The organism is Agromyces sp. MMS24-JH15 (assembly GCF_043518605.1).
Classification (GTDB): domain Bacteria; phylum Actinomycetota; class Actinomycetes; order Actinomycetales; family Microbacteriaceae; genus Agromyces.
Map to the genome: position 1 here is coordinate 3,295,702 of NZ_CP171358.1, position 25,731 is coordinate 3,321,432.

At 71.3% G+C, this 25,731-nt stretch carries 23 protein-coding genes; 9 read left to right on the top strand and 14 right to left on the bottom strand.

The window, feature by feature from the left end:
* Positions 1–41: 41 nt before the first annotated feature.
* The 3 genes from ACDF64_RS15005 to ACDF64_RS15015 form a co-directional block, all read right to left on the bottom strand.
* Positions 42–1,370, bottom strand: coding sequence for a class II 3-deoxy-7-phosphoheptulonate synthase (locus ACDF64_RS15005; RefSeq protein ID WP_394555167.1), 1,329 nt, complete (start codon positions 1,368–1,370; stop codon positions 42–44).
* A gap of 114 nt (positions 1,371–1,484) precedes the next feature.
* Complete coding sequence (locus ACDF64_RS15010) at positions 1,485–2,174, bottom strand: lysophospholipid acyltransferase family protein (protein WP_394552159.1); 690 nt, start codon at positions 2,172–2,174, stop codon at positions 1,485–1,487.
* 25 nt (positions 2,175–2,199) lie between these two features.
* Positions 2,200–3,168, bottom strand: a complete 969-nt coding sequence (locus ACDF64_RS15015) for an ROK family glucokinase (RefSeq protein WP_394552160.1) — start codon at positions 3,166–3,168, stop codon at positions 2,200–2,202.
* Between the two features lie 175 nt (positions 3,169–3,343).
* Here ACDF64_RS15015 and ACDF64_RS15020 point away from each other — a divergent pair, with 175 nt between their 5' ends.
* Positions 3,344–5,176, top strand: a complete 1,833-nt coding sequence (locus tag ACDF64_RS15020) for an AMP-dependent synthetase/ligase (protein ID WP_394552161.1) — start codon at positions 3,344–3,346, stop codon at positions 5,174–5,176.
* A 97-nt stretch (positions 5,177–5,273) separates the two neighbouring features.
* On the opposite strand, the gene def is transcribed toward ACDF64_RS15020, so the two are convergent.
* The 3 genes from def to ACDF64_RS15035 are packed head-to-tail and all read right to left on the bottom strand — an operon-like array spanning position 5,274 to position 10,573.
* Positions 5,274–5,765 carry a peptide deformylase gene (gene def, locus ACDF64_RS15025; protein ID WP_394552162.1) on the bottom strand — a complete coding sequence of 164 codons (492 nt, stop codon included), beginning with the start codon at positions 5,763–5,765 and terminating at the stop codon, positions 5,274–5,276.
* A 13-nt stretch (positions 5,766–5,778) separates the two neighbouring features.
* Positions 5,779–7,134: a MinD/ParA family protein gene (locus tag ACDF64_RS15030; protein ID WP_394552163.1), complete on the bottom strand. Its 1,356-nt coding sequence runs from the start codon at positions 7,132–7,134 to the stop codon at positions 5,779–5,781.
* A 34-nt stretch (positions 7,135–7,168) separates the two neighbouring features.
* On the bottom strand, positions 7,169–10,573 hold the full coding sequence (locus ACDF64_RS15035) for a pyruvate carboxylase (RefSeq protein WP_394552164.1): 3,405 nt from the start codon (positions 10,571–10,573) through the stop codon (positions 7,169–7,171).
* 75 nt (positions 10,574–10,648) lie between these two features.
* Between ACDF64_RS15035 and ACDF64_RS15040 the strand changes: the two genes are divergently transcribed.
* The gene (locus tag ACDF64_RS15040; protein ID WP_394552165.1) at positions 10,649–11,494 is read left to right on the top strand and encodes a ParA family protein; all 846 of its coding nucleotides are present in this window, start codon (positions 10,649–10,651) and stop codon (positions 11,492–11,494) included.
* A gap of 90 nt (positions 11,495–11,584) precedes the next feature.
* Here ACDF64_RS15040 and ACDF64_RS15045 read toward each other — a convergent pair whose 3' ends face one another.
* From ACDF64_RS15045 to ACDF64_RS15060, 4 genes are all read right to left on the bottom strand, one after another.
* Positions 11,585–12,139: a MerR family transcriptional regulator gene (locus ACDF64_RS15045; RefSeq protein ID WP_394552166.1), complete on the bottom strand. Its 555-nt coding sequence runs from the start codon at positions 12,137–12,139 to the stop codon at positions 11,585–11,587.
* A gap of 107 nt (positions 12,140–12,246) precedes the next feature.
* A complete protein-coding gene (locus ACDF64_RS15050) occupies positions 12,247–12,933 on the bottom strand; it encodes a MerR family transcriptional regulator (RefSeq protein ID WP_394552167.1) in 687 nt (228 codons plus the stop codon).
* On the bottom strand, positions 12,933–13,442 hold the full coding sequence (locus tag ACDF64_RS15055) for an FHA domain-containing protein (RefSeq protein ID WP_394552168.1): 510 nt from the start codon (positions 13,440–13,442) through the stop codon (positions 12,933–12,935). Before ACDF64_RS15055 ends, ACDF64_RS15050 begins: the two co-directional genes overlap by 1 nt.
* Positions 13,443–13,445: 3 nt before the next feature.
* Complete coding sequence (locus tag ACDF64_RS15060) at positions 13,446–14,006, bottom strand: CDP-alcohol phosphatidyltransferase family protein (protein ID WP_394555168.1); 561 nt, start codon at positions 14,004–14,006, stop codon at positions 13,446–13,448.
* Between the two features lie 96 nt (positions 14,007–14,102).
* On the opposite strand from ACDF64_RS15060, the gene ACDF64_RS15065 reads away from it, so the two are divergent.
* Positions 14,103–14,930, top strand: coding sequence for a DUF1295 domain-containing protein (locus ACDF64_RS15065; protein ID WP_394552169.1), 828 nt, complete (start codon positions 14,103–14,105; stop codon positions 14,928–14,930).
* A gap of 41 nt (positions 14,931–14,971) precedes the next feature.
* Here the strand turns inward: ACDF64_RS15065 and ACDF64_RS15070 are convergent, their stop codons facing one another.
* The gene (locus ACDF64_RS15070; protein ID WP_394552170.1) at positions 14,972–15,433 is read right to left on the bottom strand and encodes an NUDIX domain-containing protein; all 462 of its coding nucleotides are present in this window, start codon (positions 15,431–15,433) and stop codon (positions 14,972–14,974) included.
* Between the two features lie 53 nt (positions 15,434–15,486).
* The gene (locus ACDF64_RS15075; protein ID WP_394552171.1) at positions 15,487–16,407 is read right to left on the bottom strand and encodes a heme o synthase; all 921 of its coding nucleotides are present in this window, start codon (positions 16,405–16,407) and stop codon (positions 15,487–15,489) included.
* 343 nt (positions 16,408–16,750) lie between these two features.
* On the opposite strand from ACDF64_RS15075, the gene tkt reads away from it, so the two are divergent.
* Genes tkt through pgl form a run of 6 tightly spaced genes read left to right on the top strand, consistent with a single transcriptional unit; the run spans position 16,751 to position 24,900 of the window.
* On the top strand, positions 16,751–18,865 hold the full coding sequence (tkt, locus tag ACDF64_RS15080) for a transketolase (protein WP_394552172.1): 2,115 nt from the start codon (positions 16,751–16,753) through the stop codon (positions 18,863–18,865).
* Positions 18,866–18,895: 30 nt separating this feature from the next.
* Positions 18,896–20,026: a transaldolase gene (gene tal, locus ACDF64_RS15085; protein WP_394552173.1), complete on the top strand. Its 1,131-nt coding sequence runs from the start codon at positions 18,896–18,898 to the stop codon at positions 20,024–20,026.
* Positions 20,023–21,627, top strand: coding sequence for a glucose-6-phosphate isomerase (locus ACDF64_RS15090; protein ID WP_394552175.1), 1,605 nt, complete (start codon positions 20,023–20,025; stop codon positions 21,625–21,627). Before tal ends, ACDF64_RS15090 begins: the two co-directional genes overlap by 4 nt.
* Positions 21,628–21,641: 14 nt before the next feature.
* Positions 21,642–23,180, top strand: a complete 1,539-nt coding sequence (zwf, locus tag ACDF64_RS15095; protein ID WP_394552176.1) for a glucose-6-phosphate dehydrogenase — start codon at positions 21,642–21,644, stop codon at positions 23,178–23,180.
* On the top strand, positions 23,177–24,133 hold the full coding sequence (locus ACDF64_RS15100) for a glucose-6-phosphate dehydrogenase assembly protein OpcA (RefSeq protein WP_394552178.1): 957 nt from the start codon (positions 23,177–23,179) through the stop codon (positions 24,131–24,133). Before zwf ends, ACDF64_RS15100 begins: the two co-directional genes overlap by 4 nt.
* Positions 24,130–24,900: a 6-phosphogluconolactonase gene (pgl, locus tag ACDF64_RS15105; protein ID WP_394552179.1), complete on the top strand. Its 771-nt coding sequence runs from the start codon at positions 24,130–24,132 to the stop codon at positions 24,898–24,900. The genes ACDF64_RS15100 and pgl overlap by 4 nt, the downstream gene beginning before the upstream one ends.
* Positions 24,901–24,994: 94 nt before the next feature.
* Here pgl and ACDF64_RS15110 read toward each other — a convergent pair whose 3' ends face one another.
* Together ACDF64_RS15110 and secG are read right to left on the bottom strand one after the other, a co-directional pair.
* A complete protein-coding gene (locus tag ACDF64_RS15110; RefSeq protein ID WP_394552180.1) occupies positions 24,995–25,363 on the bottom strand; it encodes an RNA polymerase-binding protein RbpA in 369 nt (122 codons plus the stop codon).
* A gap of 16 nt (positions 25,364–25,379) precedes the next feature.
* Positions 25,380–25,631, bottom strand: coding sequence for a preprotein translocase subunit SecG (secG, locus tag ACDF64_RS15115; RefSeq protein ID WP_394552181.1), 252 nt, complete (start codon positions 25,629–25,631; stop codon positions 25,380–25,382).
* Between the last annotated feature and the right edge of the window lie 100 nt (positions 25,632–25,731).

Sequence of the window (25,731 nt, forward strand, 5' to 3'; positions counted from 1 at the left end):
GGCTCGGGACATCCGATCGGATGCCCCGAGCCGTCGGCCGTTCAGCGGCTGCCGAGCTCCTCGGCGACCAGGAACGCGAGCTCGAGCGACTGCATGTGGTTCAGGCGCGGGTCGCACAGCGACTCGTACTTCGTCGCGAGCGTCGCCTCGTCGATCTGCTCCGACCCGCCGAGGCACTCGGTGACGTCGTCACCGGTCAGCTCGACGTGGATGCCGCCGGGGAACGTGCCGACCGCGCGATGCGCCTCGAAGAACCCGCGGACCTCGTCGACGACGTCGTCGAAGCGACGCGTCTTGTAGCCGTTCGGCGTCGTGATGCCGTTGCCGTGCATGGGGTCGGTGACCCACAGCGGCGTCGCATCGCTGCGCTTGATCGCCTCGAGCAGCGGCGGCAGCGCGTCGCGGATCTTCCCGGCGCCCATGCGCGTGATGAACGTGAGGCGGCCCGGCTCGCGGTTCGGGTCGAGCTTCTCGACGAGCTCGAGCATGGTCTCGGGCGTCGTGGTCGGTCCGAGCTTCACGCCGATCGGGTTGCGCACGCGCGACAGGAAGTCGACGTGCGCGCCGTCGAGCTCGCGGGTGCGCTCGCCGATCCAGATGAAGTGCGCCGAGGTGTTGTACGGCGTGCCGGTGCGCGAGTCGATGCGGGTCATCGGGCGCTCGTAGTCCATGAGCAGGCCCTCGTGGCCCGTGTAGAACTCGGTCCGCCGCATCTCCTCGAAGTCGGCACCGCACGCCTCCATGAAGCGGACGGCGCGATCGATCTCGCGGGCGAGCTTCTCGTAGCGCGCGTTCGCCGGGTTCTCGGCGAAGCCGCGGTTCCACTGGTGCACCTGGCGGAGGTCGGCGAAGCCGCCCTGCGTGAAGGCGCGGATCAGGTTCAGCGTGGAGGCCGCCGTGTGGTAGCCCTGCAGCAGCCGCCGGGGATCGGCGGTGCGCGACTCGGGGGTGAAGTCGTAGCCGTTCACGATGTCGCCGCGGTACGCGGGGAGCGTCACGTCGCCGCGCGTCTCCGAGTCGCTCGAGCGCGGCTTCGCGAACTGGCCGGCCATGCGGCCCATCTTCACGACGGGCATGGATGCCCCGTACGTGAGCACGACCGCCATCTGCAGCACCGTCTTCACGCGGTTGCGGATCTGGTCGGCGGTCGCACCCGCGAAGGTCTCGGCGCAGTCGCCGCCCTGGAGGAGGAACGCCTCGCCGCGGGATGCCGCCGCCAGCCGGTCGCGCAGCATGTCGACCTCGCCCGCGAACACCAGGGGCGGGAGCGTCGCGAGCTCGCGCGAGACGGCGTTCGTCGCCTCGGCGTCGGGCCAGTCCGGCTGCTGCTTGATCGGGAGCTCGCGCCAATAGTCGAGGCCCGCGATCACGGAGGGATCTGCGTTCACGAAGGGCTCGACGAGCTGTACCACTGGGCTGTCCTGGAGGTTCGGGCGCTGGTGCGCTGGATGGAGGGGCACCGATGCGATGCCCGACTTCCGAGCCTAGCGCGACTGCGGAGCGCGCTGCTCCTTCACCGAGCTCGCGTAGACGTCGACGTAGTCCTGATCGCTCAGTCCGCGCAGGTCGTGCACGAGTTCGTCGGTGACGCTCCGGAGGACGAAGCGGTCGCCCTCCATGCCCGCGAACCGCGAGAAGTCGATCGGCCGGCCCACGATGATGCCGACCCGGCGCACCTTCGGGAGCCTGGTCCCGATCGGCATGACCTTCTCGGTTCCGATCATGGCGACGGGCACGACCGGCGCGCCGGACTCGAGCACCATGCGCGCCACGCCCGTACGGCCGCGGTAGAGCCGCCCGTCGGGGCTGCGCGTGCCCTCGGGGTAGATGCCGAGCACTCGACCCTCCGAGAGCACCCGCAGGCCGGTGTTGAGGGATGCCTCGGACGCCTTGCCGCCCGATCGGTCGATCGGCAACTGCCCCGTCGACTGGAAGAAGAGGCGCGTCGCCCAGCCCTTCAGGCCCTTCCCGGTGAAGTACTCGCTCTTGGCGAGGAAGACGACGGGCCGCTCCACCACGAGCGGGAGGAAGATCGAGTCGATGAAGGAGAGGTGGTTCGACGCGAGGATCACCGGACCGGTCTTCGGGATGTTCTCGAGCCCCACGACCCACGGTCGGAAGATCGAGAGGACGATCGGCCCGACGACGATGTGCTTCATGATCCAGTAGAACACCGGGACTCCTTCCGCGACGCTGCGGCTACTCGGCGGATCCGCTGAGTTCGTGCTCGGCGACCCAGACGCGGGCGAGGTCGGCCGCGCCCACCACTCCCGCATCGTTCACGAGCTCGGCGATGACGAAGTCCGGCTCGGGGTGGTAGCCCCGGGCCGGGAGGTGCGAGAGGTAGGCCTCTCGGATCGGCGCGAGCAGGAGCTCGCCCGCGTCGGCGACGCCGCCGCCGAAGACGAAGCGCTGCGGGTCCAGCACGGCCGAGAGGCTCGCGCACGCCTCGCCGATCCACCTGCCGAGCTCGCGGAGTGCCGCGATCGCACCGGGATCGCCGTCCTGGATGAGCCCGCCGACGATCGCGCCGTCGAGCGAACCGTGCTCGCCGCGGGCCCGAGCGAGCGCCTGGCCGATCCCGCCGGCGTCGGCGATCTCGTTCGCCATGCGCATGAGCGCGCGACCCGAGCCGTACTGCTCGAGGCATCCGCGCTGCCCGCAGCCGCAGGGATACCCGTCCGGGACGAGTCGCAGGTGGCCGAGCTCGGCGCCCGCGCCGAACCCGCCGCGGAACAGGCGGTCGTTCGAGACGATCGCGCCGCCGACGCCCGTGCCGATGGTGAGCAGGCACATGTCGCTCACGAGTCGGCCGGCACCGAAGCGGAACTCCGCCCACCCGGCGGCGTTCGCGTCGTTCTCGATGACGACCGTGGTGCCGACGCGGGCCTCGAGCTTCTCGCGGAAGGGCTCGTTGCGCCAGTCGATGTTCGGCGCGTAGTACACCGTGGACTGGGCGGCGTCGATGAAGCCCGCGGCCGCCACGCCGACGGCCTCGATGGCGTGGTCCTCGCTGAGCGATCGGATCATCGCGACGACCGCGTCCTCGAGCGACGCGGTGTCCGACGGGGTGGGCACCCGGTCGGCGCGCAGGATCTCGCCGAACTCGTCGACGACGGCTCCCGCGATCTTCGTGCCGCCGATGTCGATGCCGATCGCGAGGGACACGCTGTCCGCCCTTCATTGTGCTGATGTGGTCTGCCGAGCGGCGATGCCCCCGGGTCCGGCGAGGGCCGGAGCCCCCGTGAGCACGCGGCCGCAACGACTAGAGTGTAGTCAACCCCAGACAGCGGTCGGCGGCTCCCGAACGCCACCGACCCACCCCGGTGCCGAAGGAGCTACCGTGATCGAATTCTCGCCTCCCCCGCTCGTCCAGCCCGACCCGGCGGCGAACACGACCGACCTGCTCGTCGATCGCGTCAAGGCGACGCCGGACTCGGTCCTCTTCTCGCTTCCCACCGCCGACGGCGGATGGTCCCCGGTCACCACGCGCGAGTTCCACGCGCAGGTCGTCGCACTCGCGAAGGGCCTCGTCGCCGCGGGCATCGAGCCCGGCGACAAGATCGGCCTCATGTGCAAGACCCGGTACGAGTGGACGCTCATCGACTTCGCCACGTGGTTCGCCGGCGCGGTCCTCGTGCCGATCTACGAGACCAGCTCGCCCGCCCAGGTCCGCTGGAACCTGGCCGACTCGGGCGCGGTCGCCGCGATCCTCGAGACGGCGGACCACTTCGCCCGGTTCGACGAGGTCCACCCCGACCTTCCGGCCGTGCAGAACGTGTGGCAGGTCGACCTCGGCGACCTCGACAAGCTCGCCGCGGCGGGCGCCGACGTCCCCGACGAGGAGATCGAGCGTCGCCGTCGACTCGCCGTCGGCGATGACCTCGCGACGATCATCTACACCTCCGGATCGACCGGGAAGCCCAAGGGCTGCGTGCTCACCCACTCGAACTTCGTGGAGCTCTCGCGCAACGCCGCGCTCGCGCTCCAGGAGGTCGTGCTGGACCCGAACGGCGCGTCGACCCTGCTGTTCATCACCACCGCGCACGTGTTCGCCCGCTTCATCTCGGTGCTCTGCGTGCACGCCGGCGTGCGCGTCGGCCACCAGGCGGACACCAAGCAGCTGCTGCCGTCCATGGCCAGCTTCAAGCCGACCTTCCTCCTCGCGGTCCCCCGCGTGTTCGAGAAGGTCTACAACGTGTCCGAGCAGAAGGCCGAGGCCGGCGGCAAGGGCAAGATCTTCCGCACCGCCGCCGACACGGCCGTCGCGTACTCGACGGCGCTCGAGGCCGGCTCGGTGCCGCTCGGCCTGAAGGTCCGGTTCAAGCTGTACGACGCCCTGGTCCTCAAGCGGCTCCGGGCGGCGATGGGCGGCAACGTCCGCTACGCCGTGTCCGGCTCCGCACCGCTCGGCACGCGCCTCGGCCACTTCTACCACGCGCTCGGCATCACGATCCTCGAGGGCTACGGCCTGACCGAGACCACGGCGCCGGCGACCGTGAACCTCGCCACGAAGTCGAAGATCGGCACCGTCGGACCCGCGCTGCCGGGCGTCTCGGTCCGCCTCGCCGACGACGGCGAGATCGAGGTCTCGGGCATCAACGTCTTCCGCGAGTACTGGAAGAACCCGGAGGCGACGGCCGCCGCGTTCGACGGGGAGTGGTTCAAGACCGGCGACATCGGCAGCTTCGACGCCGACGGATTCCTCACGATCACCGGCCGGAAGAAGGAGATCATCGTCACGGCCGGCGGCAAGAACGTCGCGCCGGCCGCGCTCGAGGACCCGATCCGGGCGAACCCGCTCGTCGGCCAGGTCGTCGTCGTCGGTGACAAGCGGCCGTTCATATCGGCGCTCGTGACCCTCGACCCCGAGATGCTCCCGGTCTGGTTGCAGAACAACGGCCACGACACGGCCCTGAGCCTCGAGGCGGCGGCGGCGCACCCGGCCGTCCGCGCCGAGGTCCAGCGTGCGATCGATGCCGCGAACGACCTCGTCTCGCGCGCCGAGTCGATCCGGAAGTTCACCATCCTCCCGATCGAGCTCACCGAGGCGAGCGGTCACCTGACGCCGAAGCTCAGCATCAAGCGGAACGTCATCCTCGAGGACTTCTCCGTCCACATCGAGGAGATCTACGCGGGCGCGCCGGCGACGGAGGGCCACTCGATCGTGGCCTGATCGGCATCCGATCCGGAACGGAGGGGCTCGGCGGTGCGATACCGCCGAGCCCCTCCGTCCGTTCGGGGCGGGTCGCTGCCCCGCCTGCCAGGTGCGATCAGAACCAGTCGGACTCGCGGACGCGCCGCATCGCGATCCGCCGCTCGTCCTTGTCGAGCCGGTCCAGGTAGAGCAGCCCGTCGAGGTGGTCGCATTCGTGCTGGAGCGCCTGCGCCATGAGGCCGGAGCCGCTCACCTCGATCTCGTTCCCGTCGAGGTCGATGCCGCGGACGCGCGCGAAGGAATGGCGCGGCGTCTTCTGCCAGAGCCCCGGCACCGAGAGGCAGCCCTCGTCGATCGTCTCGACCTCCCCCGCGAGCTCCACGATCACCGGGTTGATGACGTACCCGACGTCGCCGTCGATGTTGTAGCTGAACACGCGGAGGTTGACGCCGATCTGCGATGCGGCGACCCCGGCGCGCCCGGGAACGCGAACGCTGTCGAGCAGGTCCGCGACGAGACCGCGCACGCGGTCGTCGACCTGCTCGACGGGGGCTGAGACGGTCTTGAGGACAGGGTCGCCGAACAGGCGGATGGGGCGTTCCGGCACAGGATCTCCGAGGTCAGTGCCCGCGCTCGACGGGCATGCCCTCGACCACGAGGGCGGCGAGTTCGCGCGCGGCCTCCCGGGTGAGCTGGCGCAGTCCGCTCCAACGCACCACGGATCCGGCCGCGAGCTGGGGGTCGTAGGGGATGCGCACGATCTCGCGCACCCGGGAGGCGAAATGCGCCTCGATCTCGTCGACCTTCACGATGTGCGTACCCTGCGTCGCGAGGTTGATCGCGACGACCGCGTTGCGCACCAGGTCGCCGTAGCCGTTCGCCTCGAGCCACGTGAGCGTCTCCGACGCCAGTCGCGCTTCGTCGACGCTGCCGCCGGACACGATGACGATCGAGTCGGCCCGCTCGAGGGTCGCGCGCATGACCGAGTGCACGATGCCGGTGCCGCAGTCGGTGAGCACGAGTGAGTAGTACCGTGCCGCGAGCGCCGCGACGATGTTGTAGTCGTTCTCGTCGAACGCCTCCGACATGTGCGGGTCGGTGTCGGACGCGAGGATGTCGAGTCGCGTGGTGTCGCGCGAGACGAAGTCCGAGAAGTCGGTGTACCCGCCGATCGAGGCGGCCTTCGCGACGACGTCGCGGACGGTTTCGCGGGTCTGGCTGTCGACGCGCTCGGCGAGCGTGCCCCGGTCGGGATTCGCGTCGATGGCGATCACGCGGTCCTCGCGCGCGTCCGCGAGCGCCATGCCGAGCAGGGTCGTGATCGTCGTCTTGCCGACGCCGCCCTTCCGCGTCAGCACCGGCACGAATCGCGCCCCGCCCTCGAAATGGCGGCTGATGCGATCGTTCATCGCCTGGTGCGCGCGAACCTTCGCCGAGTCGCCGAGGTTGACGCCGTGGAAGGTCACCTCGTAGAGGAACCGGTTGAAGCCGCCGCGGGGAATCGGACGCGTCGTCCGGTTGCGCTCGATGAGCCGGTCGGGCGTCAACGTGTCGCTGGACTCCGGCAGGAGCTCGGCGGGCGGCTCGGTCGTCGGCACGACGATCGTCGGACCGGTGTCGGTGCGGACCCGGTCGCGACGCGGGACCGCCTCGGTCGAGATCGGCCCGGTCGAGGTCCCGTCGCGGCGATGCGAGCCGCGGTACCCTCCCCCGCTCGCGACCACCTCGATCGACCTCGTGGCCACGCCGCCCGCGGACCCGAGGTCACCCGGGTCGACGGCGACGTCGTCGATCGCGACCGCGACCTCGTCCTCGGGGAGTTGGTGTTCCGGCGTCGGCGGGAGATCGACCCTGACGCTGAGGCTCGTCTCGGGCTCCACCGACGCCGGATCGGCGCGCTTCGCAGTCGAGCCCGGATCCGTGACGCCTCGCCCGGTCGTACGGACCGTCGTGCCGTCTTCTCCCTGTTGTGCCACCGAGACCCCTCTCACCAGCGGACGATGGTTCAGCCTAGCGTGGTCGAACCACCACGAGGAGGTCACCGGCCTCGACCTGCTGGGTCTTCGGGATCGCGAGCCGCTCGACGACGCCGGCGACGGGCGTGGTGATCGCCGCCTCCATCTTCATCGCCTCGATCGACGCGACGGCCTGGCCGGCCTCGACCTGGTCGCCGACGGCGACCTGCAGCGTGACGACGCCGGAGAACGGCGCCGGGATGTTCCCCGGCTGCGCCTGGTCCGCCTTCTCGGCCGAACGGCCCTCGACGGCGACCGATCGGTCGCGCACGAACACCGGACGCAGCTGGCCGTTCAGCGTCGTCATGACGGTGCGCATGCCCTTCTCGTCGACCTCGCCGATCGCCTCGAGCCCCGCGTAGAGTCGCACGCCCCGGTCGATCTCGATGACGTGCTCGGCGCCCTGGCGCAGGCCGTACAGGTAGTCGATCGTGTCGACGACCGAGAGGTCGCCGAAGAGTTCGCGGATCTGCTCGTACTGGCGGGTCGGTGCGGGGAAGAGGAGCGAGTTCAGGGTCGCGCGCCTCGTGGCGCTGTCCCCCTCGAGCGCGGCGCGCTCCGCGTCGGTGAGCTCGTTCACGCCGCTGCGGACGCCGCGGCCGGCGAGCACCTTGGTGCGGAACGGCTCGGGCCATCCGCCGGGCAGGTCGCCGAGCTCGCCGGACATGAACCCGATGACCGAGTCGGGGATGTCGTACCGCTCGGGGTTGGCCTCGAAGTCGGCCGGGTCGGCCTTCACCGCGGCGAGGTGGAGCGCGAGGTCGCCGACGACCTTCGACGACGGCGTCACCTTCGGCACCCGGCCCAGGATCCGGTCGGCGGCGGCGTAGAGGTCCTCGATCAGCTCGAAGTCGTCGGCGAGGCCGAGCGCGATCGCCTGCTGGCGCAGGTTCGAGAGCTGTCCGCCCGGGATCTCGTGGTGGTAGACGCGACCGGTCGGGCCGGGCACGCCCGACTCGAACGGCCGGTACAGGCGCCGGACGGTCTCCCAGTAGGGCTCGAGGTCGGCCACGGCCTGCAGCGGGATCCCGGTGTCGCGCTCGGTGTGCGCGAGCGCCGCGACGAGCGCGGACGCCGACGGCTGGCTCGTCGTGCCGGCCATGGGCGCGGATGCCACGTCCACGGCGTCCACGCCCGCGCGAGCCGCCTCGAGCAGGGTCGCGAGCTGTCCGCCCGCGGTGTCGTGCGTGTGCAGGTGCACGGGCAGGTCGAACCGCTCCCGCAGGGCGGCCACCAGCCGGCCGGCCGCGGTCGGCCGGAGCAGGCCCGCCATGTCCTTGATCGCCAGCACGTGCGCGCCCGCCTCGACGATCTGGTCCGCGAGGCGCAGGTAGTAGTCGAGCGTGTAGAGGTCCTCGGCGGGGTCGAGCAGGTCGCCCGTGTAGCACAGGGCGACCTCGGCGACCGCGTGGCCGGTACCGAGCACGGCGTCGATCGCGGGCCGCATCTGCGACACGTCGTTGAGCGCGTCGAAGATGCGGAAGATGTCGACGCCGGTCGCGGCGGCCTCGCGGACGAACGCGTCGGTCACCTCGGTCGGGTACGGCGTGTAGCCGACCGTGTTCCGCCCGCGCAGGAGCATCTGGATGGCGATGTTCGGCAGCGCCTCGCGCAGCGACGCGAGCCGCTCCCACGGGTCCTCGCCGAGGAAGCGCAGCGCGACGTCGTACGTCGCCCCGCCCCACGCCTCGACCGACAGCAGCTGCGGCGTGAGCCGTGCGACGTAGGGCGCGACGGTGACGAGGTCCTTGGTCCGCACGCGCGTGGCGAGCAGCGACTGGTGCGCGTCGCGGAAGGTCGTGTCGGTCACCGCGACGGGCGTCTGCGCCCGGAGCGCCGCCGCGAAGCCGACCGGGCCGAGTTCGAGCAGCCGCTGCCGCGATCCGGACGGCGCAGGCGCCGACAGGTCGATCCGGGGCAGCTTCTCGGCGGGGCTCACGCCGATCGGCGCCACGCCGTTCGGCTGGTTCACCGACACGTCGGCCAGCCAGTTGAGGATCTTCGTGCCGCGGTCCTTCGAGACCCGGCCGCGCAGGAGGTGCGGCCGCTCCTCGATGAACGACGTGCTCAGGTCGCCCGCGACGAACGCCGGGTCGTCGAGCACGGCCTGGAGGAACGGGATGTTGGTCGAGACGCCGCGGATCCGGAACTCGGCCAGCGCCCGCTTCGCGCGCGCGACCGCGGCCACGTGGTCCCGCCCTCGGCACGTGAGCTTGGCGAGCATGGAGTCGAAGTGGGGGCTGATCTGCGCGCCGGGGTTGACGGTGCCGCCGTCGAGGCGGATCCCCGCGCCGCCGGGCGAACGGTAGGTCGTGATCTTGCCGGTGTCGGGGCGGAAGCCCGCGGTCGGGTCCTCGGTCGTGATGCGGCACTGCAGCGCGGCGCCGCGGAGCCGGATGTCGTCCTGTCCGAGCCCGAGGTCGGCGAGCGTCTCGCCCGCGGCGATGCGGATCTGCGAGACCACGAGGTCGACGTCCGTGACCTCCTCGGTCACGGTGTGCTCGACCTGGATGCGCGGGTTCATCTCGATGAACACGTGCTCCCCCGCGCGCTCCCCCGCGGTGTCGAGGAGGAACTCGACCGTGCCGGCGTTCACGTAGCCGATCGACTTCGCGAATGCGATCGCGTCGCGGTACAGCGACTGCCGGACCTCGTCCGACAGGTTCGGCGCCGGCGCGATCTCGATGACCTTCTGGTGGCGGCGCTGCACCGAGCAGTCGCGTTCGAACAGGTGCACCGTCTCGCCCGTGGCATCCGCGAGCACCTGGACCTCGATGTGCCGCGGCCGCAGCACGGCCTGCTCGAGGAACATCGTCGGGTCGCCGAAGGCGCTGCCGGCCTCGCGCATCGCCTCCTCGAGCGCCGGTCGGAGCTCCTCGAGCGAGTTCACGCGGCGCATGCCGCGACCGCCTCCGCCCGCGACCGCCTTCGCGAAGATCGGGAAGCCGATCTCGGGCGCCAGGGCGAGCAGTTCATCGATGTCGCGCGACGGGGGCGTCGATCGGAGCACGGGCACGCCGGCGGCGATGGCGTGCTCCTTCGCGGTGACCTTGTTGCCCGCCATCTCGAGGACGCGGCGCGGCGGACCGATGAAGGTGATGCCCGCGTCGGCCGCGGCCTGGGCGAGTTCGGGGTTCTCCGAGAGGAATCCGTAGCCGGGGTAGATCGCGTCGGCGCCCGACTCCGCGGCGACCCGGATGATCTCGGACACGTCGAGGTAGGCACGGACCGGATGCCCCGGCTCGCCGATCTGGTACGCCTCGTCCGCCTTCAGGCGGTGCAGCGAGTTCCGGTCCTCGTAGGGGTAGACGGCGACGGTCTTCGCGCCTACCTCGACGGCGGCCCGGAACGCCCGAATGGCGATCTCCCCGCGATTCGCAACCAGGATCTTCTCGAACATTGAGGCCTTTCGGGTTGGTCTCCGCCCAGCGAACATTTAGGTTTCGCCCGAGGTCTAAAGGTAACGTATCCGTTCGTGCACGTTCTCTCCGTCAGCAGCCTGAAGGGCGGCGTCGGCAAGACCACCGTGACGCTCGGACTGGCGTCGGCGGCCTTCGCCCGCGGCGTCCGGACCCTCGTGGTCGACCTCGACCCCCAATCCGATGTATCGACCGGCATGGACATCCAGGTCGCCGGCCACCTCAACGTCGCGGATGTCCTCGCGTCGCCGAAGGAGAAGATCGTCCGTTCGGCGATCGCTCCGAGCGGGTGGGCGCGGCAGAATCCGCAGTCCACGATCGACGTGATGATCGGCAGCCCCGCCGCGATCAACTTCGACGGGCCCCACCCGTCGATCCGCGACATCTGGAAGCTCGAGGAGGCCCTCGCCAACGTCGAGACCGACTACGAGCTCGTCCTCATCGACTGCGCGCCCTCGCTCAACGCCCTCACGCGGACCGCGTGGGCCGCGAGCGACCGCGTCGCCGTCGTCACCGAGCCCGGCCTCTTCTCGGTCGCGGCCGCCGACCGCGCGCTGCGCGCGATCGAGGAGATCCGCCGCGGCCTGTCGCCGCGCCTGCAGCCCCTCGGCATCATCGTGAACCGCGCCCGCGTGCAGTCGCTCGAGCACCAGTTCCGCATCAAGGAGCTCCGCGACATGTTCGGCCCGCTCGTGCTCTCACCGCAGCTGCCCGAGCGCACGTCGCTCCAGCAGGCGCAGGGCGCCGCGAAGCCGCTGCACATGTGGCCCGGCGAGAGCGCCGAGGAGATGTCGAACCACTTCGACCAGCTGCTCGAGCGGGTGCTGCGCACGGCGCGGATCGGCGAGTTCGCCGGTACCGGCGGCCAGCAGCCGTTCGAGATCGAGTCGCACGCGATCTGACCGGCGGCGCGTCCGCACGGGCTCGAGGGCGCGGCCCCGTCGGCGGCGCACGTCGCAGCGCTCGGCGGGAGCCGGCACGATCCGATCGGATCAGGAGATGCGGCGGACCTTCGACGTCCGCCGGACGGCGAGCTCGTCGACCGCGTCGACGGGCTGGCGGTCGAGCTCGACGAGCGTGGACTCGACCTCGCGGAGCACCTTGCCCACCGCGATGCCGAAGACGCCCTGTCCGCGGTTCACGAGGTCGATGACCTCGTCGTCGGAGGTGCAGAGGTACACGCTCGCCCCGTCGCTCATGAGCGTGGTCTGGGCGAGGTCCTCGATGCCGGCCTCGCGGAGCTGCGTGACCGCGGCCCGGATCTGCTGCAGCGAGATGCCCGTGTCGAGCAGGCGCTTCACGAGCTTCAGAACGAGGATGTCGCGGAAGCCGTAGAGCCGTTGCGACCCGCTGCCCGCGGCCCCGCGCACGGTCGGCTCGACCAGTTGCGTGCGGGCCCAGTAATCGAGTTGGCGGTAGCTGATCCCGGCCGCGCGGGCGGCGACCGCGCCGCGATACCCCGCGGCGTTGTCGTGCTCGGGAAGCCCGTCGGTGAAGAGGAAGCCGAGATCGTAGCTCGCGCGTTCGCTCCGCCCGGACTCTGTCATCGGATCGCCCCTCACTCCCGCGTCGACGTCGCCGACACGACTTCAACGGTACCCAGCCGGATGGTCGGCGCCAAGCACATCCGACCGAACGTCACGGCGTGTCGCGGTCAGCGCGCGATCTGCGACAGCGCCTGCCGCAGCGCCTCGCGGCGCACGGTCTCGAGATGGCGCGCGAGTTCGAGGGTCCGCTCGGCGGCCCGGGCCCGATCGGCGGCGTCGTGCCGACGCGACGGCGCGATCGCCTGGGCGACGAGCGCCGCCTCCCGCTCGGCCGCGACGCGGATGCTCCGCAGGTGCCGCGGCTCGATGCCGGCCTCGCGCAGCGCGGTGAGCGAGCGCAGCACGGCGACCGCGTCCTCGCCGTGCAGTTCGGCGGCGGGGATGAGCCCCGCGGAGATCGCCTCGTCGAGCAGCGCCGCGCTCGCGCCGGTCGACCGCAGCAGGTCGTCGCGCCGGAGGCGCACCGGCGGACGGACCTCGCGTGGCGCGGTCGCGCTCGGGAGCGCGGGCGTCTCCCCCGCGTCGATCGCGGCGAGGTGGGTGCGGATCACCTTGAGCGGCAGGTAGTGATCGCGCTGCGCGGCGAGGATGAACCGGATGCGATCGATGTCGGCGCCGGAGAACTTGCGGTACCCGGCCGGCGTCCGCGCGGGCGCGACGAGCCCCTGCTCCTCGAGGAATCGCAGCTTGGAGGGCGTCAGTTCGGGGAACTCGGGCTGGAGTGCGGCCAGCACCTGTCCGATCCCCGACAACCCCGGAGCAGCGGATGCCTCGTGCGCGGCGGAGCCCGCCACTAGCCGCCCGTCGGGGCGGCGAGATCGCGCCGGGACGCGTAGAACGTGAGGCGGTACTTGCCGATCTGGACTTCGGCGCCGTCCGACAGCAGCGCGGTCTCGATCCGCACGCCGTCGAAGTACGTGCCGTTCAGCGAGCTCAGGTCGCGCACCTCGAACGCGGTGCGGTGCCGGACGAACTCGGCGTGCTTGCGCGAGACGGTGACGTCGTCGAGGAAGATGTCGGCGTCCGGATGGCGCCCGACGCTCGTCGTGTCGGTGTCGAGCAGGAACCTCGCGCCGGTGTTCGGCCCGCGGCGCACGATCAGCAGTGCCGACCCGGAGGGCAGCGCGGCGATCGCCTCCTGCTCCTCGGCCGAGACATCCGACTCGACCGCGCTCAGGCTCGCCGCCGCCTCGCGGCTGAAGCCGATCGTCGTGTCGACCGGGGGCGTCTCGCCCTCGAACGGGGAGGTCTCGCCCCGCGTGCCCGCATCGCCGGCCGCCCCAGTGAATTCGGAGTCCGTCACGACTCACCTCCCGCTTTCCAGCGTATCGGATGTTCCGTCACCTTCCACAGGTGGAATGCGCACCGCGCGAGCCGTTTCGATCGCGTAGATGATGCCGGCCCACCAGTAGAGGAACGCACCCCAGATCGTGATCGCCCAGCCGATCGGCTCGCTGACCGGCTCGATCGCCGGGAACGCGAGCCCGAGCATGATCACCGGGAGCCCGAAGAACAGCGCGAAGGTCGCGACCTTGCCGAGCTGGTGCACCGGGAGCGGCCCGTAGCCGTGGTTCGCGAGGATCACGCCGAGCACGAGCAGGAAGACGTCGCGCAGGACGATCACGACGACGATCCACCACGGCACGAGGTCGCCCGCCGCGAGCCCGATGAGCGCGGCGAAGATGTACAGCCGGTCCGCCGCCGGGTCGAGGAGCTGGCCGAGGCGCGTGACCTGTCCGAGCCGGCGCGCGAGGAAGCCGTCGAGGAGGTCGGTCAGGCTCGCGACCACGAGCACGACGAGCGCGGCGACGTAGTCGCCGACCACGAGCAGGACGAGGAAGACCGGCACGAGCGCGAGGCGCAGCATGCTGAGCACGTTCGGGATGGTCCACACCTGGGGGCCCACCCCGTCACGGTCCGTCCCTCGCACGCGACGATCCTAGCCAGCCATAGAATGCCGCCCATGGACCCCCTGCTCGTGTGTCTCGCGCTGTGCGGCGCGATCACCGCCGCCACCTGGCTCGCCTCCGTCGTCACGCACGAGTACTCGTGGGTCGATCGCATCTGGTCGATCGCGCCGGTCGCCTACGTGTGGGTGTTCGCCGCCGCGGACCTCTCGCCGCGGCTCCTGCTCATGGCGACGCTCGTGACGCTGTGGGGCATCCGGCTCACCTTCAACTTCGCCCGGAAGGGCGGCTACCGCCCCGGCGGCGAGGACTACCGGTGGGCGGTCCTCCGGGAGCGGATGTCGCCGCGCGCGTTCGCCTGGTTCAACCTCGGGTTCATCTCGATCTACCAGAACGCGCTCATCCTCGCGTTCTGCCTGCCCGCCTTCACCGCCGCCGGCGGGACCGCGGCGCTCGGCGGCTGGGACCTCGCCCTCGCGGCGCTGTTCCTCGCGTTCCTGGTCGGCGAGACCGTCGCCGACCAGCAGCAGTGGCGGTTCCACCTCTGGAAGGCCGCCGAGCGCGAGGCCGGGCGGGTTCCGCGCCCCGGCTTCCTCCAGGAGGGCCTGTTCCGCATCTCGCGCCACCCGAACTTCTTCTTCGAGCAGGCGCAGTGGTGGGTGTTCGCCGGGTTCGCGGTCAGCGCGACCGGGGTCTGGCTGCACTGGACCCAGGTCGGCGCGCTGCTGCTCACCCTCCTGTTCCTCGGCTCGACCGCATTCACGGAGGGCATCTCGCGCTCGAGGTATCCGGAGTACGAGGCGTACCGTCGCCGCACGTCGGCGCTCGTGCCGTGGTTCCCGCGCCGCAGCCCGGCCGACGTCGAGGCCCACCAGCCCGTCTGACCCGGTCGCCGGCGCCGCGCGCTGGCGCCGGCGCCGGCGCGTCAGGACGCGGTGCGGATCCGCTCGAGCAGGCCGGGCAGCGACTCGGCGAACCGGGGATGCAGCGCCAGGTCGCCGACCTCCTCGAACGGGATCCAGCGCAGCTCGATGCTCTCGGCGTCGGCGATCACCGGCTCGAAGCGACGGGTCGCGTCGGCCACGACGGTCGTGTACGACCAGTAGCCGAGGTCGAGCACCGTGCTGAACCGCACCGCGAGCGCGTCGGCCGGGACACCGGCCTCCTCCTCCGCCTCGCGGACGGCCGCCTCGATCGCGCTCTCGTCCTCGTGCCGCGCGCCGCCGGGGATGCCCCAGGTGCCGCCGAAGTGACTCCATTCGGCGCGATGCTGCAGCAGGATCTCCCGGTCCGGGCTGATGGCGAGCAGGCCTGCCGCGCCGTACCTGCCCCAGTACCGTTGTCCGTCCGGACCCGCGACCCACCCGTCGCCGCTCGCACCGCTCACGCCTCCAGCATGACGCACGGCCGGCCGGCCGGCGAGGCGGATGACGCTCGGCGTCAGAAGGGCAGGAGCGGGTCGATGCCGACCGCGAGGAACAGGAGCGAGAGGTACACGATCGACCCGTGGAAGACGCGCATCGGCGAGACCTCCTCGTGGCGGATCGCGAGGGCGTAGAGCCGGTGCGTCTCGTAGATGAACCATCCGCCCGAGACGATCGCGACCGCCGTGTAGAGCAGCCCCATGTCGGCGACCGGGATGAGCAGCAGCGAGCACGCGACCGTCGCCCACGCGTAGAGGATGACCTGGAGGCCGACCTGCGCACGACCGCGCACGACCGCGAGCATCGGGACGTTGGCCGCCGCGTAGTCGTCCTTGTACTTCATCGAGAGCGGCCAGTAGTGCGGCGGCGTCCACAGGAAGATGATGAGGAACAGGATGACCGGCGCCCAGTCGAGGCTGCCGGTGACCGCGGCCCAGCCGATGAGCACGGGCATGCAGCCCGCGATGCCGCCCCACACGATGTTCTGCGCCGTCCGGCGCTTCAGGATGAGGCTGTAGAAGACGACGTAGAGCAGGATCGCGGCCAGCGACAGCGCGGCGGCGACCCAGTTGGTGAACACCCAGAGCCAGGCGATGGATGCCGCCCCGAGGGCCCAGGCGAACACGAGCGCCTCGCGGTCGGTGAGCTCGCCCGTCACGAGCGGCCGGTTCTTCGTGCGCTTCATCACGCGGTCGATGTCGCGGTCGATGTAGCAGTTGAACGCCCCGGCGGAGCCGGCGCTCATGGCGCCGCCGATCAGGGTCGCGACGACGAGCCAGAAGCCGGGGAGGCCGTTCGCGGCGAGGACCATGGTCGGCGCCGTGACGACGAGGAGGAGCTCGATGACGCGCGGCTTCGTGAGCGCGACGTAGGCCCGGGTCTTCCGCCGAAGGGTTGCGGCAGGGGATGCCTCACGAGTCTCTACGGTTGCCTGCATCGTTCCTCTTCCGGGGGCGCGCGGAACCATCGACCGCTGCGCGGAACCCCCATCGAGTCTAGGCCATCGGGCGGGCGGCTCTGCGGCGCCGCAGTCCCCTCCCCCGTCGACGGCGAACCTGATCCGCTGTTACATCCGTATGGCCGGATGCTCACCCGGGCGGCCGCTCCCGCGTGAGTCATTCCCCGTCACAGTCTCGGGTCCGCCGCTTCGTGGAGTTCCTATACTGGGAGGGCGCGCCAGGCGGCGCATGTTCGTGGTGCCATCCAAACGACGCCCACGAGCCGCTGCCGGCTCCACCGCGCATCCGAGGTCGGGGGCAGAAGGTCCCCGGCCAATCGCCATGACCGGAAGGAACGACAACCTCGTGGTGACTCTGCAGTGGGAACCGATCGACGATCGTGCGGTGGACACGGCCCGAATCCTGGCCGCGGATGCGGTCGAGAAGGTCGGCAACGGCCACCCCGGCACGGCGATGAGCCTCGCTCCGGCCGCGTACCTGCTCTTCCAGAAGGTGATGCGCCGCAACCCCGGCGACCACGCCTGGCTCGGGCGCGACCGGTTCATCCTCTCGGCCGGGCACTCGTCGCTCACCCAGTACGTGCAGCTGTACCTGGAAGGGTCGGGCCTCGAGCTCGACGACCTGAAGGCGCTGCGCACGTGGGGATCGAAGACCCCCGGTCACCCCGAGTACGGCCACACGGCCGGCGTCGAGATCACCACGGGCCCGCTCGGGCAGGGCCTCGCATCGGCGGTCGGCTTCGCCTACGCGTCGCGCTTCGAGCGCGGCCTGTTCGACCCGGATGCCCCGGCCGGCGAGAGCCCGTTCGACCACTTCGTCTACGTCGTCGCGGGCGACGGCGACCTCCAGGAGGGCGTGACGAGCGAGGCATCCTCGCTCGCCGGCCACCAGCAGCTCGGCAACCTCGTCGTGATCTACGACTCGAACCAGATCTCGATCGAGGACGACACGAACATCGCGTTCACCGAGAACGTCGCCGAGCGGTACGCCGCGTACGGCTGGGACGTGCAGACCGTCGACTGGAAGCGGACCGGCGAGTACGTCGAGGACGTCGCCGAGCTCCACGCCGCGATCGAGCGCGCCAAGGGCGAGACCTCGAAGCCCTCGATCATCATCCTGAAGACGATCATCGGCTGGCCGTCGCCCGGCAAGCAGAACTCCGGCAAGATCCACGGTTCCGCGCTGGGCGCGGCCGAGCTCGCCGCGACCAAGGAGGTGCTCGGCTTCGACCCGGAGCAGTCCTTCGTCGTCGCCGAGGACGTCATCGCCCACACCCGCGGCGCGCTCGAGCGCGGTGCGGCGGCCCAGGCCGAGTGGCAGTCGTCGTTCGACGCGTGGGCCGCGGCGAACCCCGAGCGCAAGGCCCTGCTCGACCGCCTGCTCGCGGGCGAGCTGCCCGCCGACATCGAGGCGGCCCTGCCGGTCTTCGACGGCGGCACCGAGGTGTCGACGCGCGCGGCGTCCGGCAAGGTCATCAACGCCCTGGCCGGCGTCCTCCCCGAGTTCTGGGGCGGCTCGGCCGACCTCGCCGAGTCGAACCTGACCACGATCAACGGCGCGGCCTCCTTCATCCCCGAGCAGTGGTCGACGCACGAGTTCAGCGGCAACCCGTCCGGTCGCGTCCTCCACTTCGGCATCCGCGAGCACGCCATGGCCGCGATCCTCAACGGCATCGCCCTCCACGGCCCGACCCGCCCGTTCGGCGGCACGTTCCTCATCTTCAGCGACTACATGCGACCGGCCGTCCGGCTCGCCGCCCTCATGAAGGTGCCGAGCGTCTTCGTCTGGACGCACGACTCGGTCGCCCTCGGCGAGGACGGACCGACCCACCAGCCGATCGAGCAGCTGTCGACGCTCCGGGCCATCCCGGGCCTCACCGTCGTCCGCCCCGCGGACGCGAACGAGGTCTCCCACGCCTGGCTCGAGATCCTCAAGCGGCGCCACGAGCCGGCCGGCATCGCGCTGACCCGCCAGAACATCCCGGTGTTCGAGCGCGGCGAGGGCGAGGCATCCGGCGACACGCTCGCGGCCGCGTCGAACGTCTCGAAGGGCGCCTACGTGCTCGCCGAGGCGGCGTCGGGCCGGCCCGACGTGATCCTCATCGCGACCGGCTCGGAGGTGCAGCTGGCCCTGGCCGCCCGCGAGCAGCTCGCAGCCGAGGGCGTGCACGCCCGTGTCGTGTCGGCTCCGAGCCTCGAGTGGTTCGAGGAGCAGGACGCCGCCTACCGCGAGTCGGTCCTCCCGGCCGCGGTCACCGCGCGCGTCTCGGTCGAGGCGGGCCTCGGGCTCACCTGGTACCGCTACCTCGGCACGCGCGGCCGTGCGGTGTCGATCGAGCACTTCGGCGCCTCCGCCGACTACAAGACCCTGTTCCGCGAGTTCGGCATCACGGCCGAGGCCGTCGTCGCCGCCGCGAAGGAATCGCTCGCCGCCTAGTCCCAGGCGAGCAGAAGGAGATCCACGAACATGTCCAGCACCACCAGCACCGCATCGACCACCCCCACCGCCGCACTGTCGGCCGCGGGCGTGAGCATCTGGCTCGACGACCTGTCCCGTGAGCGCATCCGCAGCGGCGGACTCGAGCGCCTGATCGCCGACCGCGACGTCGTCGGCGTGACCACCAACCCGACGATCTTCGCCGGCGCACTGTCGAACGGCGAGTCGTACCGCGACCAGGTCCACGAACTCGCCGCCGCCGGCGCGAGCGTCGACGAGGCCGTCTTCACGATCACGACCGACGACGTCCGCGCGGCGTCCGACGTCTTCCGTCCGGTCTTCGACCGCAGCGGCGGACTCGACGGCCGCGTGTCGATCGAGGTCGCGCCCGACCTGGCGCACGACGCCGCGGGCACGATCGAGTCGGCCAAGGCCCTCTGGGCGACCGTCGACCGCCCGAACGCGATGATCAAGATCCCCGCGACGGTCGAGGGCCTCGACGCGATCCGCGAGGTCATCGGCGCCGGCATCAGCGTGAACGTGACGCTGATCTTCAGCCTCGAGCGCTACCGCCAGGTCATCGAGGCCTACCTCGCCGGCCTCGAGCAGGCGAAGGCCGCCGGCATCGACCTGTCGACGATCCACTCGGTCGCCTCGTTCTTCGTGTCGCGCGTCGACACCGAGATCGACAAGCGCCTCGAGGCGATCGGCACCGACGAGGCCATCGCGCTGAAGTCGAAGGCCGGCGTCGCGAACGCGCGTCTCGCGTACGAGCTCTTCGAGCAGCAGTTCGCGGGCGAGCGCGCGCAGGCCCTGCTCGCGGCCGGTGCGAACCGCCAGCGTCCGCTCTGGGCCTCGACCGGCGTCAAGGACCCGTCGCTGCCCGACACGCTCTACGTGACCGAGCTCGTCGCGGCCGGCATCGTCAACACGATGCCCGAGAAGACGCTCGAGGCGACGTTCGACCACGGCGTCGTCGAGGGTGACACCGTGACCGGCAACTACGCGGATGCGGGCGCGGTCCTCGACGCCCTGGCCGGCCTCGGCGTGGACTACGACGACGTGACCGCGCTGCTCGAGCGCGAGGGCGTCGAGAAGTTCATCGTCTCGTGGCACGAGCTGCTCGACACCGTCCGTACGGCGCTGGAGTCGGCGCGATGAGCTTCCGCGTCTCCGTCAGCGGCGACGCCGCCGACGCGGTCCGTCGCGTCCTCCCGACGCTCGTCGCCGACCGCGTCGCCTCCGGGATCACCGCGCTCGACCCGGCCCTGTGGGGGCCCGCGGCCGAGGACGAGGCGTCCAAGCGCCTCGGCTGGACCGAGGCCGTGTCGGTCTCGCGTCCGCTCGTCCCCGAGATCCTCGCGCTGCGCGACGAGCTCCGCGCCGCCGGCGTCACGCACGTCGTGCTCGGCGGCATGGGCGGCTCGTCGCTCGCGCCCGAGGTCATCACCGGCACCAGCGGCATCGAGCTGACCGTGCTCGACTCGACCGACCCGGGCCAGGTCCGGGCCGCGCTCGAGGACCGGATCGCCGAGACCGTGCTCGTCGTGTCGTCGAAGTCGGGCTCGACCGTCGAGACCGACAGCCAGCGCCGCGCGTACGAGGCGGCGTTCCGCGCCGCCGGCATCGACCCGCGCGAGCGCATCGTCGTCGTCACCGACCCGGGCTCGCCGCTCGACCAGTCGGCGCGCGAGGCGGGCTACCGGGTATTCAACGCCGACCCGAACGTGGGCGGCCGCTACTCGGCGCTCACCGCGTTCGGCCTCGTGCCGTCCGGCCTCGCGGGTGTCGACATCGCCGAGATCCTCGACGAGGCCGAGGCGGTCTCGCTCCTGCTCGCGATCGACGACGAGACGAACCCGGGCCTCGTGCTCGGTGCCGCCATCGCCGCGACGACGCCGCTGCGCGACAAGCTCGCGATCGTCGCGGACGGGACGCACCTCGTCGGCTTCGCCGACTGGGCCGAACAGCTCATCGCCGAGTCGACCGGCAAGGAGGGGACCGGGCTCCTGCCCGTCGTCCTCGACGCCGACTCCCCCGAGGTCTCCGCGGGCCTCGCCGACGTCCAGGTCGTCCGTCTCGTCGACGACGCGGGCGAGCACGTCTACGCCCGTCATGGGTCCGGCGAGATCCACGTCTCCGGCTCCCTCGGCGCGCAGCTGCTCGGCTGGGAGTACGCGACCGCGGTCGCGGGCCGACTCCTCGGGATCAACCCGTTCGACCAGCCCGACGTCGAGTCCGCCAAGATCGCCGCGCGCGGCCTCCTCGACGCGCGCCCCGAGCCCGAGCCCGCCGCGTTCGTCGCGGACGGCATCGAGGTCCGCGGCACGCCCGAGGTCATCGGCGCGTCGAGCGACCTCGCCTCGGCGATCGAGGTGCTCCTGGAGGAGCTCCCCGCGAACGGGTACCTGTCGATCCAGGCCTACGTCGACCGCGTCGCGCACCCGGGCTTCGCCGAGCTGCGCGACCTGCTCGCGGCCCGCTCGGGTCGGCCGGTGACGTTCGGCTGGGGTCCGCGCTTCCTGCACTCGACCGGCCAGTTCCACAAGGGCGGCCCCGCCGTCGGCGTGTTCCTGCAGCTCGTCGCGAAGTCGGACGCCGACCTCGAGATCCCCGAACGGCCGTTCACGTTCGGCCAGCTGATCGCGGCACAGGCTTCCGGCGACGCGAGCGTGCTCGCCGAGCACGGCCGCCCGGTCCTGACGCTGACGCTCACCGATCCGGGCGCGCAGCTCGCGACCGTCGTCGAAGCGATCGGCTGAGGCGCGGCCCGCGTATGCCTGCAGAGATCAGTGCGGGGAACAATCCCCTCAGGTCATCCAAGGACTACCGCCTCAATCGCATCGCCGGCCCGTCGAGCCTCATCCTCTTCGGCGTCACCGGCGACCTCTCGCGGAAGAAGCTCATGCCCGCGGTCTACGACCTCGCGAACCGGGGGCTCCTGCCCCCGGGGTTCGCGCTGGTCGGCTTCGCCCGGCGCGACTGGGAGGACGAGGACTTCGCGAGGGTCGTCCACGACTCCGTCAAGCAGTACGCCCGGACCGAGTTCCGCGAGGACGTCTGGAAGCAGCTCGCACAGGGCATCCGGTTCGTCTCGGGCACGTTCGACGATCCCGCGGCCTTCGACCAGCTCCGAGAGACGGTCGAGCGGCTCGACGTCGAGCGCGGGACGATGGGCAACCACGCGTTCTACCTGTCGATCCCGCCGAAGTCGTTCCCGGAGGTCGTGTCGCAGCTGAAGCGCTCGGGGCTCACCGAGCAGCCCGAGGGCCAGTGGCGACGCGTGGTCATCGAGAAGCCGTTCGGCAGCGACCTCAAGACCGCGCGCGAGCTGAACGACGTCGTCGCGTCGGTGTTCCCGCCGGACTCGGTGTTCCGCATCGACCACTACCTCGGCAAGGAGACGGTCCAGAACATCCTGGCGCTCCGGTTCGCCAACCAGCTCTACGAGCCCATCTGGAATGCGAACCACGTCGACCACGTGCAGATCACCATGGCCGAGGACATCGGCGTGGGCGGCCGTGCCGGCTACTACGACGGCATCGGCGCGGCACGCGACGTCATCCAGAACCACCTGCTGCAGCTGCTCGCGCTCACCGCGATGGAGGAGCCGATCTCCTTCGACGCCGCGGCGCTCCGCGCCGAGAAGGAGAAGATCCTCGCCGCGGTGCGGCTTCCCGAGGACCTCGCCGCGAGCACCGCGCGCGGGCAGTACTCGGGCGGCTGGCAGGGAGGCGAGAAGGTCGTCGGATTCCTCGACGAGGACGGGATGAACCCCCAGTCCACGACCGAGACGTACGCCGCGCTGAAGCTCGAGATCGGCACCCGCCGATGGGCGGGCGTGCCGTTCTACCTGCGCGCCGGCAAGCGCCTGGGGCGTCGCGTGACCGAGATCGCGGTCGTGTTCAAGCGCGCGCCGCAGCAGCTCTTCGAGGACAGCCACACGCAGCAGCTCGGGCAGAACGCCCTCGTGATCCGCGTCCAGCCCGACGAGGGCGTGACCATCCGCTTCGGCTCGAAGGTCCCGGGTGCGGGCATGCAGGTGCGCGACGTCACGATGGACTTCGGCTACGGCCACGCGTTCACCGAGGCGAGCCCCGAGGCGTACGAGCGACTCATCCTCGACGTCCTGCTCGGCGACCCGCCCCTCTTCCCCCGCCAGGAGGAAGTCGAGCTCAGCTGGAAGATCCTCGACCCGATCGAGGAGTTCTGGGAGACGCAGGGCGCGCCCGAGCAGTACCGGCCCGGCACCTGGGGCCCGGCATCCGCCGATGAACTCCTCGCCCGCGACGGACGCAGTTGGAGGCGCCCATGATCGTCGACCTGCCCGACACCACCATCAGCCAGGTGTCCAAGGCCCTCGTCAAGATCCGTGAAGAGGGCGGTGCGGTCGCCCTCGGGCGCGTGCTCACGCTCATCATCGCGACCGAGACCGGCCAGGAGGAGGAGGCGATCGAGGCCGCGAACGACGCCTCCCGCGAGCACCCGATGCGGGTGATCGTCGTCGCCACCGAGCCCGAGCAGGGCGACCTCGAGGCGCGCGTCGACGCGCAGATCCGCGTCGGCGGCGACGCCGGCGCGAGCGAGGTCATCCTCCTTCGCGCCTACGGCGCGGCGGCCGTCGACGAGGAATCCCTCGTCATGGGCCTGCTCCTGCCGGATGCGCCGGTGGTCACCTGGTGGCCGCGCACCGCTCCCGCGGTTCCCGGACGATCGCCCCTCGGCCGCCTCGCGCAGCGACGGATCACGGATGCCTCGGCGCAGCCGGACCCGCAGGCCGCGATCCACGCCCTCGCGGACTCCTATCTCCCCGGGGACGCCGACTTCGCCTGGACGCGGCTCACGCTGTGGCGTGCGCAGCTGGCCGCGGTGCTCGACCAGCCGCCGTACGCACCCGTGACGGGCGTGCGCGTGTCGGGAGCGATCGACTCGCCGTCGACCACGCTCCTCGCCGCATGGCTGCACATGCAGCTCGGCGCGGCGACCCACTGCGGGCTGAACCCGATCGAGCTGGGCTCGAACGGGATCCACGGCGTCGAGCTCGACCGCGAACCCGGCACGATCCGCCTCATCCGCGACGTGCCGGGCGTGGCGACGCTCACCCAGCCGGGGCAGCCCGTGCACGACCTGGCGCTGCCGCGCCGGAACCTGCGCGACTGCCTGGCGGACGAGCTGCGTCGACTCGACCCGGACGAGCTGTACGGTGAGGTCATCACGAAGGGCCTCGCGGCCCTGGCGACGTCGGCGTCGGAGGGCGCGGGACGATGACGAACGAGCGGCGCGTGCTGGTGCATCCCGACAAGGCCGGCCTCGCGGGGGCGGTCGCGGCGCGATTCCTCACGAAGACGCTCGACCTCCTCGACGACCAGCCGATCGTGCACGTCGCCCTCACGGGCGGGAGCATGGGGTCCGCGGTCCTCGAAGCCGTCGCCGCCTCGCCGGCGCGCACCTCCCTCGACTGGAGCCGCGTGCACTTCTGGTGGGGCGACGAACGGTGGGTTCCCGCGGGCCACGAGGATCGGAACGATCGCCTGTCGCACGACGCGCTGCTCGACGACCTCGACCTGCCCGACGCGAACCTCCACCCGTTCCCGGCAGCGGACGGCGACCTCGATCTCGACGAGGCCGCCGTCCGCTACGCGGCGGAACTGGCGGAGTGGGGCACGGACGGCCAGGCGCACCCGAGCTTCGACATCACGTTCCTCGGGGTCGGGCCGGACGGGCACATCGCGTCCCTCTTCCCGCACCGCGCGGGCATCGAGGTCGTCGACCGGACGGTCATCGCCGTCCGGAACTCCCCGAAGCCGCCGCCCGAGCGGCTCAGCCTCACCCGGCCGGTGCTGAACGCGTCGCAGCGCGTCTGGTTCGTGCTCGCGGGCGCCGACAAGGCATCCGCGCTCGGGCTGGCCCTCGCGGGCGCCAGTCGGGAGGAAGTCCCCGTCGCCGGGATCAAGGGGCGCAAGCGCACGGTCTTCTTCGTCGACCGGGACGCCGCGGCCGAGGTGCCGGCCGCGCTCATCGATCCCGACTACTGACCCGGGCGGTGGCGGACCGGCCACGCAGGCAACGCGAAGAGGGGCCGATCGGTGTTCACCGATCGGCCCCTCTTCGCATACGTGCGACGGACGCCTACTCCGAGGGCGTCGCGGTGCCGCGGCGGGCGCGCAGCTGCTGGATCGCCTCGTCGAGGAGCGTCTCCGCTTCCTCCTCGGTCCGCCGCTCCTTCACGTACGCCAGGTGCGTCTTGTACGGCTCGGTCTTCGCGACCGACGGCGGGTTCTCGCGGTCGCGACCGGCCGGCAGGCCGGTCGACGGGCTGTCGATGACGTCGGGGATCTCGTCCTCCGGGAGGTTCGCCGCGAAGTAGCGGATCGTCTCGTTCCCCTTGGCGTCCCAGTAGCTCACGGCGACGCGGTCGGCATGGACCCCGCGGTCCTGCTCCCCCATCGGCCCGGCGCCCACTCGGGAGCCGCGGATCGCGCTGTTGCCAGAGACCATGCTCCGTGTCCCCTCGTCAGATTCCGGCGTCGAACTTCGTGATCAGGCCGAGTGCGACGATGCACCCGATCCACACGAGCCCGAGGATGATGGTGATGCGATTCAGGTTTCGCTCGGCCACGCCGGATGCCCCGAGGCTCGACGTCATACCGCCGCCGAACATGTCCGACAGGCCGCCGCCGCGGCCCTTGTGCAGCAGGATGAGCAGCGTCAGCAGGAGGCTCGTGAGGCCGAGCAGCACCTGCAGGATGACCTGGAGAATATCCACGGTGAACCTTTCCGGGCACGGCGGAGTACCGTGCCGACTTTCGAGTATAGCCAAGAGGCGGGGCCCCGGCCGTCAGGCCGGGACCCCGCAGGTCACGTCA